Here is a 15,026-nt window from a genome sequence, read left to right as displayed (position 1 = left end):
TTGTAAGGATTTGTTCTGATTACCGCCAGTTGTTTTAAATTACACATCCTTACAGGGATAAATTCCCGCACAAATATTTTTGTTTTCACACCCAGAAACAGGCTTTTGGCGACACACCTATAGTTCCATCGCCAACTGACGGATGTAATGTCGATAGAAAACCTGATTCTCAATGTCGATAGCTATAAAGCCAGCCACTACCTGCAATATCCACCAGGTACGGAATTTATTAGCAGCTATATCGAGTGCCGCGGCGGGGAATTTTCTGAAACGGTATTTTTTGGTTTACAAGCTTTTATTAAACAGTACCTACAAAGACCTATCACATTTGCCAATATCGAAGAGGCAAAAAAGCTACTAGAAACCCACGGTTTGCCCTTTAATCGCGCGGGCTGGGAACATATCGTCAGTAAACATCGAGGGCTGCTGCCTTTAGAGATTTGTGCTGTAGAGGAGGGAAGCATTATTCCTTTACACAATGTTATGGCACAAATTGTTAATATCTGCCCATCCTGTTTTTGGTTGACCAGTTATCTTGAGACCGCACTGGTGCGCGCTCTCTGGTATCCCTGTACTGTCGCCACACAGAGCCGGGAAATCAAAAAAATCATTGCGCATTATTTACAGCAAACTGCCGACAGCCAGAAGAGTCTCCCCTTTCAATTACACGATTTCGGTGCGCGTGGGGCCAGTAGCTTGGAAAGTGCCACGTTGGGCGGTATGGCTCATCTAGTGAATTTTTACGGAACAGATACTCTCTCAGGAATATTAGGTGCGAGAAATTTTTACCATGCCGATATGCCTGGATTTTCTATTCCGGCTGCGGAGCATAGCACCATTACCGCCTGGGGCCGGGATGGGGAAGCATTGGCCTATCAGAACATTCTGCAACATTTTTCCGGAAAAAATAAAACCGTTGCGGTGGTCAGTGATAGCTATGATTTATGGCATGCAGTGGAAAATATCTGGGGTGGCCAATTAAAAAACACGATTCAAAACAGTGGTGGGACCTTGGTTATCCGCCCAGACTCCGGCAACCCTGTACAGATTGTTGTCGATTGTATAGAGCGATTGATGCATATATTTGGAGCTCACACCAACAGCAAAGGTTACCGTGTTTTGCCTGAGTATATTCGTGTTATCCAAGGAGATAGTATCTCCCGCTTCACTATCCCCAAAATACTGCAGGCAATGCAGAAGCATAAGCAGAGTGCCGAGAATGTCGCTTTCGGTATGGGCGGCGGACTGCTGCAAAAAGTCGACAGGGACTTAATGAGCTTTGCCATGAAAGCCAGTGCTATTCGCATCAACGGTATCTGGCGAGACATCTACAAGGACCCGCGCACAGGGCCAGAGAAAAAATCCAAGCGCGGACGCCTGGCCCTGATTCAATGCGAGAATGGCGACTTCAGAACCATTCGTCTGGAGGATGTAAATCAATACAAGAATTTTCTGAGACCAGTGTTTCGTAACGGCAATTTGCTTATAGAAACGACTTTTGCTGAGGTGCGCCAGCGCGCAGCCATTTAGCAACTTGATTCATACCCCTCCTCTTTCCGTAACCATTTGCCCCTAGCAAACCTCATTTCACCGAACCAACACTTTACAAAAGCAATCATGGCCTGTTACCTGTATAGGTTTGTTGTCTGGACAAGGCGCCCGGCCGGGCCTCTTGTATGTATCGGGCACAATAACAATAAGCACACCCCCAAACGCTATGGGGGGATAAAGGTAGCCAATGGAAAGAAGAAAATTCCTCAAGATCGCCGGCGTCGGCTCCAGTGGTATTTTATTACCACTGCAGGGTATTCAGGTCAGCGCCGAGCAACTGCTCAATGAGGGCATGCACAGCTCGCACAAACGACACCTGGCAGATGTCGCCCTGAATACGGCGCGCAAAGCCGGTGCCAGTTATACCGATGTGCGCATCGGTCGCTATCTCAACCAGTACGTGATGACCCGCGAAACCAACGTGGAGAATATCGTCAATACCGAATCCCTCGGCGCCGGTATCCGCGTAATCGCCAATGGCACCTGGGGTTTCGCCGCCACCAACGATCTGACTGCCGATGGCGTTGCCCGCGCCGCACGCCAGGCGGTTGCCGTTGCCAAGGCCAACGCCAAATACCAGACCGAGCCCGTGCGCTTGGCACCGGTTAAAGGCGCAGGCGAGGTTTCCTGGCAGACACCGATCAAACAGAATGCCCTGCAGGTGCCCATCAGTGAGAAAGTCGATTTCCTGATGGATGTTAACAATGGGGCACTCAAAGCCGGAGCCAGCTATATCCGCTCTTCCCTGTATTTAGTCAATGAGCAGAAATACTTTGCTTCCAGCGACGGCTCCTATATCGACCAGAATATCCACCGCCTGTGGGCGCCCATGCAGGTGACCGCTGTAGATAAGAAAAGTGGGGCCTTCAAAACGCGTAATGGCCTCAGCGATCCAGTGGGAAGGGGTTATGAATACCTGGCTGGCCACGACAAAGACAAAATTCGCGGACAGACCACGCTCTACAAAGCCTCCTACGATATGGCCGAGGATGCCGTGCTCGCGGCAGAGCAGGCCAAAGCCAAGCTATCGGCCAAATCCATCGATCCGGGCAAGTACGACTTGGTACTGGAACCCTCGCACCTATGCCTGACCATCCATGAATCTGTGGGCCATCCATTAGAACTGGACCGCGTGCTGGGCTACGAAGCCAACTATGCCGGAACTTCCTTCGCCACCCTGGATAAGTGGCGCAGCGGTAAATTCCACTACGGCAGCGACAAAGTCACCCTGTTTGCCGACAAGGTACAACCGGGCTCCCTCGGTGCCGTCGCCTATGACGACGAAGGGGTTAAAACCAAGCGTTGGGATCTGGTGAAAGATGGCATCCTGGTGAACTACCAGGCCACTCGCGATCAGGTGCATATGATCGACCAAAAGGAATCTCACGGCTGCAGCTACGGCGATAGCTGGTCCAGCGTGCAATTCCAGCGCATGCCCAATGTCTCCCTGGCTCCGGGAGAGAAGAAGTACTCAGCCAAAGACATGATCCGCGATGTGGAAAAAGGCATTTACATCGTCGGGCGCGGCTCCTACTCCATTGATCAGCAGCGCTACAACTTCCAGTTCGGCGGACAGCTGTTCTATGAGATCAAAAACGGTGAGATCGTCGGCCAGGTTGAAGACGTTGCCTACCAGTCCAACACGCAGGAATTCTGGAATTCCTGCTCGGCGATATGCGACAACAGCGACTACCGCCTGGGCGGAACCTTCTTCGATGGCAAGGGCCAACCCAGCCAGGTAAGTGCGGTATCCCACGGCTGCTCCACCACCCGTTTTGACAAAATTAATGTAATCAATACCAAGCGCAAGATTTCCTGAAGGGCGCACAAGAATAAGTAATTGGAGAAAAGGCAATGGCAATTCTGAGTAGAAGTGAAGCGAAGCGTATTCTCGATAAGGTTTTGAAATACAGCCGCGCCGATGAAGCCAGCGCGCAGCTGGCCGGCAGCGAGACCGGCAATATTCGCTATGCGCGCAACAGTGTTTCCACCAGTGGCATCGTCAACGATATCGAGCTGGCGGTAGAGGCCCGTTTCGGCAAGAAATCGGGCGTAGCCACCATCAACGAATTCAGCGATGCCTCCCTGGAAAAAGTGATGCGTCGCGCGGAAGAGCTGGCCAAGCTGTCCCCGGAAAATCCTGAAGCCATGCCGATGCTGGGACCACAGAAATATGTCAGCGTGGACGGTTTTGCCAAGTCCACCGCAGATATCACTCCAGACCAGCGCGCCAAGGCAGCCGCAGATTCCATTATTGCGGCCAAGGAAAAGAAGGTGGTTGCCGCGGGTTACCTGGAAGACGAGCGCTCTTTTGCCGCAGTCGCCACCAGTAAAGGCCTGTTCGGCTACCACGCCTCCACTTCAGCCAACTTCACCGTAACCATGCGCACCGAGAATGGCCTGGGCTCCGGTTGGGCCGAAAGTGATGTTACCGATTTCGGCGCAATGAATACCGGCAGCACTTCCTCTGTCGCCATCGACAAAGCGGTCCTGTCCCAGGAAGCCCGCGCCCTGGAACCGGGCAAGTACACCGTGATCCTGGAGCCCAATGCAGTGTCCGGCCTGGTGGGTTACATGATGAGCGGCTTCGATGCGCGCAGTGCCGACGAAGGCCGCAGCTTTATGAGCAAAAAGGGCGGCGGCAACCGCACCGGCGAGAAGATGTTCGACAAGCGCGTAAATTTCTACTCCGATCCCACCAGTCTCGATGTGCCGGCCCAACCCTGGACCGACGGTGACTTTATGCAGCTGGGGCGCACCGAATGGGTGAAAGACGGCGTAGTGAAAAACCTGGCGCGCAGCCGCTACTGGGCCGAGCAAAGCAAAGGCGAAGTGGTCCCCGAGCCCAAAAACCTGATTATGATCGGCGGCGATAAAACCACCGAAGAACTGATCAAAAATACCCGCCGCGGTATTTTGGTATCCCGCACCTGGTATATCCGTATGGTCGATCCGCAGTCCATGCTGCTCACCGGCCTCACCCGCGACGGCACCTTCTATATCGAAAACGGCAAGATTAAATACCCGGTGAAGAACTTCCGCTTCAACGAGAGCCCGGTAATCATGCTCAACAATATCGAAGATATGGGCGTCCCCCAGCGAGTGGGTATGTGGGGCATGTCCGCCATGATTCCCGCACTGAAAGTACGCGACTTTACTTTCAGCAGCCTTTCTGACGCCGTTTAACCGCCAGCACCACTTGAGGATAACGAAATGGATAGAAGAAAATTTCTCCAGCTCAGCGGTGCCGGCCTGGGTGTTTCCATGTTGCCGCTGTCCGGCAATCTGGTGGCCGAGAGCAAACTGACCCAAAGCGGTATTGATCTCTCGGTAAAAAAAGAATTTGCCGATGTCGCCCTGAATACCGCCACTAAACTCGGCGCCACTTATGCCGATGTGCGTATTGGTCGCTACCTGAATCAATACGTAATCACCCGCGAGATGAAAGTGCAGGACGTGGTGAACACCGAATCTATCGGCATGGGCATTCGGGTTATTGCTAATGGCACCTGGGGCTTTGCTGCCACCAATGACCTGACCGCCGATGGCGTCGCCCGCGCCACCCGTCAGGCAGTAGCCACGGCCAAGGCCAACTCCAAGTACCAGCAGGAACCAGTACAGCTGGCTCCGGTAAAAGGCCACGGCGAGGTGAGCTGGCAGACACCCATCCAGAAAAACGCTATGCAGATCCCCCTGGCCGACAAGGTGGACCTGTTAATGGACGTGAACAAGTCCGCTATGGATGCCGGCGCCAGCTATATCAATTCCATGTTGTACCTGGTGAATGAACAAAAGTATTTTGCCTCTACCGACGGCTCCTATATCGACCAGGATGTTCACCGTTTGTGGGCGCCCTTCTCGGTCACCGCAGTGGACAAGAAAACTGGCGGCTTCCGTACCCGCCAGGGCCTCAGCCAGCCGGTAGGACGCGGCTTTGAATATCTGGATGGCCGCGCCGAAGACAAGATCCAAGCGCAGACAGTGCTCTACCGCGATTCCTACGATATGGCCGAAGACGCGCGACTGGCGGCGCAACAAGCCAAGGAAAAGCTCACGGCTAAATCGGTCAAACCAGGCAAGTACGACCTGGTGCTGGACCCAAGCCACCTGTGGCTCACCATCCATGAATCCGTCGGCCACCCGCTGGAGCTGGACCGCGTGCTCGGCTACGAGGCCAACTTTGCCGGCACCTCTTTCGCCACTATCGATAAATGGCGCAGCGGCAAATTCCAATACGGCAGCGACAAGGTCAACCTGTTTGCCGATAAGGTACAACCCGGCTCTCTCGGCGCCGTCGGCTACGACGATGAAGGCGTGAAGACCCGCAACTGGGATCTGGTAAAAGACGGCGTACTGGTGAACTACCAAGCCACCCGCGACCAGGTACATATGCTGGGGCAAAAGAAATCCCACGGCTGCTGCTACGCAGATAGTTGGTCCAGCGTGCAGTTCCAGCGTATGTCCAACGTTTCGCTGTTGCCTGGCAAGGAGGAGCTGAGTGTTGACGATATGATCAAGGATGTGGAGAAAGGCATTTATATTGTGGGTGCCGGTTCCTTCTCCATCGATCAGCAGCGCTACAACTTCCAGTTCGGTGGACAGCTGTTCTACGAGATTGAAGACGGCAAGATTACCGGCATGGTGGAGGACGTCGCTTACCAGTCCAACACCCAGGAATTCTGGAATGCCTGTTCGCAGGTCTGCGACAAAGATGATTACCGCCTGGGTGGTTCCTTCTTTGACGGTAAGGGACAGCCGATGCAAACCAGTGCGGTATCCCACGGTAGTTCCACTGCACGCTTCGACGGTATCAATGTGATTAACACCAAGCGCAAGCTGGGCTAATCACTGATCCACGCAGGGGTCAGGCCGGATAACCGGTATGGCCCTAGCGTTATGATTAAAGGAAAGCAGGCACTTCACTCAAGACACGCTGTTAATACGTCCCTGTACGCTCGTAATCGGCATCCATGCCTCATACGGTCTTGAGTGAAGTACCTACTTTCCTTTCTAGCTAACAATAAACCAACGCAGTAACAGAGTTATCCCGTGTCCCTCACCCGCAAGGCTTTTCTCCAGCGCCTGATCCTGGGTAGCTGCGCCGCAGCGCTGCCGCTGGGCACACGCGCACAAAATACCGCACCGGGTAGTGCGCAGGAGCACTACGATTTTTATTTCACCCGCTTGATGTACGAGTCCGGTGACTGGGATGTGGATCAGCGCATGCCTTCCAACCTGCTCAATTCACTGGTGGAATACACCAATCTCAGGGTCGATCCCAAAGAGCACATAGTGCCGCTGGCCGATAAGAAAATGCTGCTGGCGCCTTTCTGCTACCTGGCGGGACACAAGCTGGTGCAATTCACTACGGAAGAGGCAAAGAATTTTCGCGATTACGTCAATCGTGGTGGCTTTGTATTTGTCGACGACTGCAACCACGATATCGACGGTCTCTTTGCCAAATCCTTCGAAGCGCAAATGGCCGAGCTGTTTGGCGAAGACTGCCTGCAAAAGCTCCCGGACGATCACGACATCTACCGCTGTTTCTTTCAATTCGATGAACTGCCGGTAACCAGCTTTGAATTAAATGGCTGGGGTGATGATCTGGTACACGACTACCTGAAAGCCATTGTTGTTAACGGCCGTATCGCCGTGCTCTACAGCAACAAAGATTTCGGCTGCGAATGGGACTACGACTACCGCAACAAACGCTGGCTCGCCATCGATAACACAAAATTTGCGGTGAACATTGTTATTTACGCACTGACGAGCTGATTATGCTGACCACCCTGGAAAATAGTATCGAAGAACAACTGCACAGCCTCGACAATCTCCAACAAGAGATTGCGCGAGTGATTGTCGGCCAGAAACCCGTGGTGGAGCAGATGTTGATCTGCCTATTGGCTGGGGGCCACGCCCTGCTCGAAGGGGTGCCGGGGCTGGGTAAGACCCTGCTGGTAAAAACCCTCGCCGATGCCAGTGCGCTGGATTTTAAGCGGGTGCAGTTCACCCCGGATTTAATGCCCGGAGATATTCTCGGCAGTGAGATCCTCGAAGAGGATCACAGCACCGGCAAGCGCTTTTTTAAATTCCAGCAGGGCCCGGTTTTCACCAATATCCTGCTCGCCGATGAAATTAACCGCACACCGCCGAAAACCCAGGCAGCCCTATTGGAGTCCATGCAGGAAGGCTCGGTAACGGTGGGCGGTAAAACACTGAAATTGCCCGATCCTTATTTCGTACTGGCCACACAGAACCCCATCGAGCAGGCCGGCACCTATCCACTGCCGGAAGCTCAGCTGGACCGCTTCCTGTTAAATATTCATATCGACTATCCCGATGAGCGGGATGAAGTGGAAATCCTGCGCTCCACCACCGGTGCCAGCAGGGTCAAACCCAGCCCCAGCCTGGATGCGGAGCAATTGCGCGAAATGCAGAAACTGGTGCGGGAAATTCATGTCAGCGACGATTTGTACCGCTACGTGGCGGCACTAGTGCGCGCTACCCGTATGGAAACCAGCGGCAGCGATACCCTGCAACAGTGGATCAAGTGGGGCGCCGGCCCCCGCGCGGGGCAGGCTCTGATTCTCGCCGCCAAGGCACGGGCCCTTTTGCAACGACGCCTCGCCATCACCCGCGAGGATATCCGCAGCTTGTTACTGCCAGTGCTGCGCCACCGGGTGCTGCTCAGCTTCCAGGCCCAGGCCGATGGCGTGCAGATGCCACAGCTGATTGATGAATTACTGACGGCGGTGCCGGAACCGGGCCGGGACTGATCAGCGTGGAATACCTGTCCCCCAAAACCCTGGCCAGTTGTCGCGACCTGGTGTGGCTGTCGCGGCATATCGCCGAGGGCGTGATGCTCGGTGTGCAACACAGCCAGCGCCGTGGCACCGGTCTGGAATTTCACCAATACCGAGGCTATCAAGCGGGTGATTCCATCCGCCATATCGACTGGAAACTGTTCGCCCGCAGCGATCGCTACTATGTGCGCGAGACCGAGCAGGAGAGCCGTATGCACGTGTGCTTTGTACTCGATAGCAGCGCCTCCCTGGGCCAGGCAAGTTTTATCGAGCCCAGCCTGAATAAACTGCATTACGCCAAGTGCTGGATCGCCAGCCTGTGCTGGCTGCTCAACGCCCAGGGAGACAGCTTTTCCCTATTGGCGTTTAACAGCCGTCGGACGGTTTATGTGCCCGAAGGCCAGGGCGAGAGCCACCAGCGTCAAATCGCTCTTCAGCTACAACAACTCGACGCCAGCGACCACTGGCCAGATCACACTCAACTGGCGCCACTGTGGCAATACTTTGAGCGGCCCTGTCAGGTGGTGTTACTGAGTGATTTTTTTGAACAGGGTAATGAGATCGGCGATTTTGCCGCACGCCTGCATGCCGCCGGCCGCCCCTGCCTGCCACTGCAATTGTTAATTGAGGCAGAACAGACTTTTCCTTTTGGCGGAGAGCTAAAGCTGCTCAATCCAGAAGTAAGCGCCAGTACGCCCGCTACTTTAGAAGTGGATGCCGAGCGGCAACGCCAGTCTTACCTGGATGCTTTTGCTCAAGCGCAGAGGGAGTTAAAAGCACGCTTTGCCACACTGGAGTATTCACTGCAGACCGACCTCATCGAGCAGCCTGTGGAAAAGTCACTGCGGCAATTTATTCAACTGCACGGCAGGTTGTGCTGAGATGTTGTGGATAAATAACTTATTTCAATCCCCACAGTGGCTATGGCTATTCACAGCCCTGATTATCCCTATCGCCATTCATTTGCTGCGCCGAAGTAATCCACAGCAGATCTCCTTTGCTGCGCTGCAATGGGTACAAAGATATTCACAGAGTCGCGCGCGCCGCCCTATTGTGGATAACAAGTGGTTGCTGCTATTGCGCCTGCTAATCGTCGTACTGCTGGCAGGTTTATTGGCACAGCCGCTGATTAAACGGGAAATTTATCCCCAAGAGGGCGTGATACTGGTAGACCCCAGAATTGGGGCGGGCGAAGCGAATACATTTATCCACAATTCACTGCCACAGCTTGTCGGGGAAGGTTATAAAGTACTGTGGTTATCCCCAGAAACACCTTCCGTAACCTCACCCCCACCACAAAATGTGGACCTGTGGAAAACTCTATCAGTACTATCACGCCGGGCGGATTTGCGCAGGGCTCATATCCTGTTGATAAACAACGGGGTTCCAGCATCCCACCAGGCACTAAGAGTCAGTCCCCATTGGCAGTGGCACGGCCTCGACAAAACATCCATAGCTCCGAGCCCGGTATTACCGAGTATCGCTTTAATGGGCAAACCACCCAGCTGGTGGGCGCCAGTGCTGGAAGACTGGCACAGCAATATGCCGGGACTATCGGTGCATATTCAGGAACAAGAAGAGACACCCAATGCCGAGCAGGCAGATTGGTTAATCTACACAGGCCCCGCTCCCCTGCCACAAGCCGTGCTGGAATTTGTTGCAGGCGGCGGCCTGTTAATCACCGACAACAGCATCCCCCCTGCCGATAATCTCAACTTCGTTGCTGTGGATAACAGCCAGTCAGCTCAAGCGGCCTCAGTGGGACGGGGAAGTTGGCTGCGCTACGAAAGTGACTGGTACAGCGAGGCCTTTTATCGCCGCGCAGATTTACCTGAACGTTTATGGCAGCACTGGTCTGGGCAAGACTGGGCTCTGCAACACCAAAATCGTGGCCACTGGTCTGCCAATAAAGTAGTGGCAGGCCTTCCTGTAGAAGACAGCGAGGTAGAAAACCGCCGTATTGAACAACTGCAACCCTGGTTAATAGCCGCCCTACTGTTACTTCTGGCTTTTGAACGCCTAATTGTCCTATCGCGACCCGCAGTCATCATGGCAACCGATAGTAACGGGGAGGCCGACCATGGATAAGCGTGAGTCCACCCTTAACGCTGTGCGCAGGCGCTGGCAACTGACAGCCCTTCGGCCCTATCTCTGGCTTGCCACTGGCCTCAGCCTTCTGGCTGGCTTGGGCATTTTTGTATTCGGCTGGCCACAGTGGCTATTGCTCGCCTGGCTCGGAATTACTGTTGTAGCAATTCTATTGGATCGCAGCTGGCGCCCTAGTCCTGAAAGCCTATGTCGACAGTTGGATGGACAATATCCACAGCTGCAAGACAGCAGCCAGTTGCTTAGCCAACAGAAAACCAACCTAAGTCCATTGCAGCAACTACAGCGCACGCGTATCGAAACAGAGCTGCAACAACTGCTGGAAAGTGGCGACCGGTCGTCTTTCGGTCCAAAAAAACTCCGCAGTACCCTGACAAATGCCTTCGGTGCCTGCCTGGGACTGTTGTTATTTGTACTGGGCGATTCTCACTTCACCGTGGATAAAACTGAGACCACGCAACAAAATACAGCTATTCCCGTTGCCGATAAGCTCGCCATAACACGCGCGGCAACCCATATTCAGCCGCCCGCCTACACTGGGCTCACAGCCAACAACCAATCCCTACAAATCGATGTGCCGGAGCAGTCTGCGGTCCAGTGGCAACTTGAATTGAATCAACCGGTGCAAGGGCTGGAAATGCTGGCCGAAACTGAGCGCTTCGCCTTTTCTCCACTAGGTGATCTACCCAGTAAAAAATGGCAATTACAACGCACGATCGCTAAAGCAGACTTTTACCAGCTCTCAGTGCAACTCGCGGAGAGCCAAATGCTATTGCCGGAAATTCATAATATTCGGGTGCAAAAAGACAATGCTCCGGAGTTTACCTTTGAGGCACCCAGCCTGCGCGTCGATACCATTCAAGGGAGCACCCAGGGTATTCCCGTGAAAGTAATCATTAATGATGATTACCAGGTGAGCTCTGCGGATTTATTGGTCACCCTCGCCAGCGGCACCGGGGAAAATTTACGTTTTCGCGAAGAGCGTATTGCACTCACCAGTTTGCAATCCACTGCTTTATCAACAACCCCCTCGGAAGATAAGAAAGCAGCTCGCTACGATTTCCTCCTGCCCATCCACCAGTTTTCCATGGAAGCGGGAGATGAACTCTACTGGTATCTGGAGGCCAGGGATAACCGCGAGCCCAGCGCCAACGTTGCCAAGAGCCAACACTTTATCTTGCGCTGGCCGCAAGAAGAGATTTTCGGGCTGAGTGACAGCGAGGGGATGGCGATTAAGATATTGCCGGAATACTTCCGCAGCCAACGCCAGCTGATTATTGACACCGAGGCCTTGCTAGCCGAGCGAGAGCAGCTGCATCCGCAGGAGTTTCGCAAACGCTCCGAGGGTTTGGCCTATGAACAGAATTTGCTGCGCATGCGCTACGGCCGCTTTCTCGGCGAAGAGGATTCAGAAGCGGAGCATTCTGGAGCAGAGAGCGAGAAGCACGATGATAAAGAAGAATCCGAACACGGCCATAGCCACGATCATACAGAACAAGGTGAGCACCAGTCACATGGCGAAGAAAATGCCACTCCCTTTGCACAGCGAGATTCCCATTTCCAACAGGCAGAGCGCATAGCTGCTTCTGCCGGACACCGGCATGACAGCTCAGAGCATGCCACCCTGTTCGACCCCCAAACCAAGGAGCTACTGCGCAACGCGCTGAATGCCATGTGGAGTTCCTGGCGCGACCTGTCGGTTATAGAGCCCCAAGCCTCCCTGCCCCACCAGCACCGGGCTCTGCGCTTTATCAAGGAAGTACAGCAGGCTTCGCGTATTTACTTACAAAGAGTCGGGTTCGAGGCGCCCCCCATAGACGAAAGCCGTCGGCTTAGCGGCGAACGGGAAGACGTAGCGCCAGAAACCCTCGACAGTGCCTTTGAACAAAAACAAAGAGCACAGGTGCTCGCCCTAATGGCCCAAGTAGACTCTGGTGCCGAACTCGATACCGATCTGCTGGTGCAGATAAATGAGCTAGCCACAGAGCAATCATTAGATCTTGGCCTGGAGCTGTCCAAACAGCTGCGTTTATACCAGCAGCGCCACCAGCAACCGAATTGCATTGATTGCACAAAATCCCTGAATCAGCTGCTCTATCAGCTACTGCCAGCACCGGAATCTGCGCCTTCACTGCCTTTGCAAACTGAGGCAGACGGCCATTTCAGCCGTTGGCTGAACCAGCAAGGGGAGAAGTCATTGTGATTGATTTCTTGATACCCGGCCTGTGCCTGTTGGCCTGTTTAGTATCACTCGTTCTGTTGCGCCGCCGTGGCGCCAAGCCGTTCGACTATGGCCTGCAACTGGCGATTTGGTTGAGCGCCTGGATACTTTGGCAGCCGCCGGCAATCATTCCCGCCGAGCGCAATATCTCTATCGACAGCAAACAGCTGGCGAGCTCACATCCAATAAATCTCAATGGTGTGGAAAATATCTCCCTCAATGGGGAGCCACTCGGCCGCGACAAACTGCGAGACCTGGCACCAGTGCGCCTGGAGTTATCGAAGATCCAGGAATCTGATAACAGTTGGGAATTCAACTGGCAGCGGCGAATTACCCTGGGTGATTCTTTAAAGTTAAAGGTTCACAACAACCAGCCACTGACTGAAAACCGACAAATTAGTCTGCTCAATCCCTACGGCCATATTGAAGACAGTCTTGAGCTGAAAGTGGGAGAAGCAATTCAGGCACAACTCACTGCCACTCCAAAACTCGCAGGCCCCCAGTTATACCGAGTAAGGACGGAGAACGAAGCCGGCGAAATCCATACAGATCCCTTACCCATCCTGGTGCGAGAACCGCTCCAGCCCAAGTTGTTACTGTGGCTGGCACGCCCCTCTTTTGAGGCAGCCGCCCTCTCCCGCTGGCTGCGTCAATCCGGTGTAGCGGCACAGGTGATGACCCAGTTGGCACCTGAAATTAGTAGAAAAGAGACTCTCAATGGGCTTCCACTTACCGAGTCTGCGGATCTACTCACAAAGGAAAGTCCTTTCGATTTAGTCATTCTCGATAGCCGTTTGTGGCCGCAACTCTCCTCTCAACAAAAGCATCAGCTCAACGAGCTGGCCACTACAAAGTCACTGTTATGGTTAGTCAGTGACGATAGCTCTGAAGAGTTTCTCCAATACGCTGCTGGCCATTCCATGCCTCTGCAAAGGGGAGAAGCACCCCATTTACATTCCGGCTTTGGCTACCAAAAAGCGGCCAATCCGGAGATTCCCCCACTGCGCAATCTAGGCCTTATAGCCGTGCAGCCCAGCTCCAGTGACTTCTTACTGGATAATGAAGAAACTCCCCTTTTCTGGGGACGTTCAACCCAGACGCAGCATCTGGGTTTTATTCTATTTAGCGACAGCCACCGCTGGCTAACCAGTGGGTTTGCTACTGAATTCGCCAGCCTGTGGAAGTCGATTATTGATTACCAGCTCAAACACTTGGGAAGTCAGCAACCAGTAACCCTCTCCAATAAGTTGCCGCGGACTCAGGAACGCATCACCCTATGCAGCCCATTTTTTTCTGATCAGAGACCAATATTATTAAGCTCCCAAGAAAACTCCCTACCCATCAGTGGTGTCGCCGTAAGTAGTAATTCCCAGGGCCAGTGCTACAGCTTCTGGCCACAGGGTTCTGGCTGGCATCAGCTTAAGACGGATTTGAAGGGCGAAGCGACATTGGATTTCTATATCTTTGCCAAGGAGGACTGGCCTCAGTGGCAGCAGTCTGTAAATGCCAGGGAGACCCGACAAATGGCCGCCGCGCGTTTGGGACCAATAGCTAATACCCACACAAACAAAGAGCCGATTGAACGCCAATGGCCGGCTCTGATTTTGCTGTTATTGGTCTGCACAAGCTGGTGGAGGGAGCAAAGAATCTTGAACAGGCCCTTATCTTGAAGACTGCGCGGAGGGTTTATTACCCGGCTGCGCCTCCTGCTTGGGGAAAATCAGCTGATCGACGGGATAACCCATCGCCTTAGCTTTCTGTAAAAACCGCTCCAGAACATCCTTGGGCATAGTCGGGGTGCGGGACAATATCCACAGATAGGATTTGTTATAGCCGGAAACCATCGCATATTGATAATCGCCTGCCAGGGCAATCACGATATAGGAAGAATAGAAGGGCCCAAGGAAAGAAACTTTCAAGTGTCCTACATCTTTTGCGCCAACAAACTCAGCCTTCCCTCTCGCCAATTGCCAATCATCACGCGCTTGTGAATAACCGGTATTCACCACTGCGACAGAACCATCGGGGTTGAGGCTGTAGTCCGCCGTTACCAGGGTCAGGCCCCGCTCGAAAGAGTGATCCAAGCGGGCTATCTCATACCAGTGGCCTAAATAGCGCTGCAGCTGGAAATTCTGTACGGGCTCAACCCCCTCCGGCACTCGTGTACAGGCACCTAGCCACAGGAAGGAAAACAGTAGTACTCCCAGCGAAAACCGCTTCATCTAGCCACTCCCAGCAAATTCACCCTCGAATCAAAATAGAAGGTAAGGGTTTCACAAGGTCAGGATAGTTTCGAGCGTTTGTATTTCACCCATAAAAAAACCACCCTGAGGGTGGTTTTTTTA

General features: G+C 53.5%; 11 protein-coding genes. 10 read left to right on the top strand and 1 reads right to left on the bottom strand.

Going from position 1 to position 15,026, the window contains the following annotated elements; translation table 11 throughout:
• The first annotated feature begins 147 nt into the window (after nucleotides 1-147).
• From ACJJIB_RS01945 to ACJJIB_RS01900, 10 genes are all read left to right on the top strand, one after another.
• Nucleotides 148-1,530: a nicotinate phosphoribosyltransferase gene (locus tag ACJJIB_RS01945; protein ID WP_444887690.1), complete on the top strand. Its 1,383-nt coding sequence runs from the start codon at nucleotides 148-150 to the stop codon at nucleotides 1,528-1,530.
• 208 nt (nucleotides 1,531-1,738) lie between these two features.
• Entirely contained in the window at nucleotides 1,739-3,370 is a 1,632-nt protein-coding gene (locus ACJJIB_RS01940) for a TldD/PmbA family protein (RefSeq protein WP_444887689.1), read from the top strand.
• Nucleotides 3,371-3,405: 35 nt separating this feature from the next.
• Nucleotides 3,406-4,737 carry a TldD/PmbA family protein gene (locus ACJJIB_RS01935; protein WP_444883341.1) on the top strand — a complete coding sequence of 444 codons (1,332 nt, stop codon included), beginning with the start codon at nucleotides 3,406-3,408 and terminating at the stop codon, nucleotides 4,735-4,737.
• A 27-nt stretch (nucleotides 4,738-4,764) separates the two neighbouring features.
• The gene (locus tag ACJJIB_RS01930; protein WP_020413793.1) at nucleotides 4,765-6,396 is read left to right on the top strand and encodes a TldD/PmbA family protein; all 1,632 of its coding nucleotides are present in this window, start codon (nucleotides 4,765-4,767) and stop codon (nucleotides 6,394-6,396) included.
• A 204-nt stretch (nucleotides 6,397-6,600) separates the two neighbouring features.
• On the top strand, nucleotides 6,601-7,326 hold the full coding sequence (locus tag ACJJIB_RS01925) for a DUF4159 domain-containing protein (RefSeq protein WP_444887688.1): 726 nt from the start codon (nucleotides 6,601-6,603) through the stop codon (nucleotides 7,324-7,326).
• A gap of 2 nt (nucleotides 7,327-7,328) precedes the next feature.
• Nucleotides 7,329-8,327: an AAA family ATPase gene (locus tag ACJJIB_RS01920; RefSeq protein WP_444887687.1), complete on the top strand. Its 999-nt coding sequence runs from the start codon at nucleotides 7,329-7,331 to the stop codon at nucleotides 8,325-8,327.
• Between the two features lie 5 nt (nucleotides 8,328-8,332).
• Entirely contained in the window at nucleotides 8,333-9,235 is a 903-nt protein-coding gene (locus tag ACJJIB_RS01915; protein ID WP_444887686.1) for a DUF58 domain-containing protein, read from the top strand.
• A 1-nt stretch (nucleotide 9,236) separates the two neighbouring features.
• On the top strand, nucleotides 9,237-10,442 hold the full coding sequence (locus ACJJIB_RS01910) for a BatA domain-containing protein (RefSeq protein WP_444887685.1): 1,206 nt from the start codon (nucleotides 9,237-9,239) through the stop codon (nucleotides 10,440-10,442).
• Nucleotides 10,435-12,663 carry a hypothetical protein gene (locus ACJJIB_RS01905; RefSeq protein WP_444887684.1) on the top strand — a complete coding sequence of 743 codons (2,229 nt, stop codon included), beginning with the start codon at nucleotides 10,435-10,437 and terminating at the stop codon, nucleotides 12,661-12,663. Before ACJJIB_RS01910 ends, ACJJIB_RS01905 begins: the two co-directional genes overlap by 8 nt.
• Entirely contained in the window at nucleotides 12,660-14,351 is a 1,692-nt protein-coding gene (locus tag ACJJIB_RS01900; protein ID WP_444887683.1) for a hypothetical protein, read from the top strand. Before ACJJIB_RS01905 ends, ACJJIB_RS01900 begins: the two co-directional genes overlap by 4 nt.
• Here ACJJIB_RS01900 and ACJJIB_RS01895 read toward each other — a convergent pair.
• Nucleotides 14,343-14,903: a lipocalin family protein gene (locus ACJJIB_RS01895; protein ID WP_444883334.1), complete on the bottom strand. Its 561-nt coding sequence runs from the start codon at nucleotides 14,901-14,903 to the stop codon at nucleotides 14,343-14,345. The genes ACJJIB_RS01900 and ACJJIB_RS01895 overlap by 9 nt on opposite strands.
• Nucleotides 14,904-15,026 lie beyond the last annotated feature (123 nt).

This window comes from Microbulbifer mixtoriginis (SeqCode), assembly GCF_052467705.1.
This window is presented reverse-complemented; position numbering and strand designations above follow the sequence as displayed.

Excerpts from the sequence above, each read along its gene's own strand:
- ACJJIB_RS01945 (WP_444887690.1), top strand. The coding sequence starts at position 148 with ATGTCGATAGAAAACCTGATTCTCAATGTCGATAGCTATAAAGCCAGC.
- ACJJIB_RS01940 (WP_444887689.1), top strand. The coding sequence starts at position 1,739 with ATGGAAAGAAGAAAATTCCTCAAGATCGCCGGCGTCGGCTCCAGTGGT.
- ACJJIB_RS01935 (WP_444883341.1), top strand. The coding sequence starts at position 3,406 with ATGGCAATTCTGAGTAGAAGTGAAGCGAAGCGTATTCTCGATAAGGTT.
- ACJJIB_RS01930 (WP_020413793.1), top strand. The coding sequence starts at position 4,765 with ATGGATAGAAGAAAATTTCTCCAGCTCAGCGGTGCCGGCCTGGGTGTT.
- ACJJIB_RS01920 (WP_444887687.1), top strand. The coding sequence starts at position 7,329 with ATGCTGACCACCCTGGAAAATAGTATCGAAGAACAACTGCACAGCCTC.
- ACJJIB_RS01910 (WP_444887685.1), top strand. The coding sequence starts at position 9,237 with ATGTTGTGGATAAATAACTTATTTCAATCCCCACAGTGGCTATGGCTA.
- ACJJIB_RS01905 (WP_444887684.1), top strand. The coding sequence starts at position 10,435 with ATGGATAAGCGTGAGTCCACCCTTAACGCTGTGCGCAGGCGCTGGCAA.
- ACJJIB_RS01895 (WP_444883334.1), bottom strand. The coding sequence starts at position 14,903 with ATGAAGCGGTTTTCGCTGGGAGTACTACTGTTTTCCTTCCTGTGGCTA.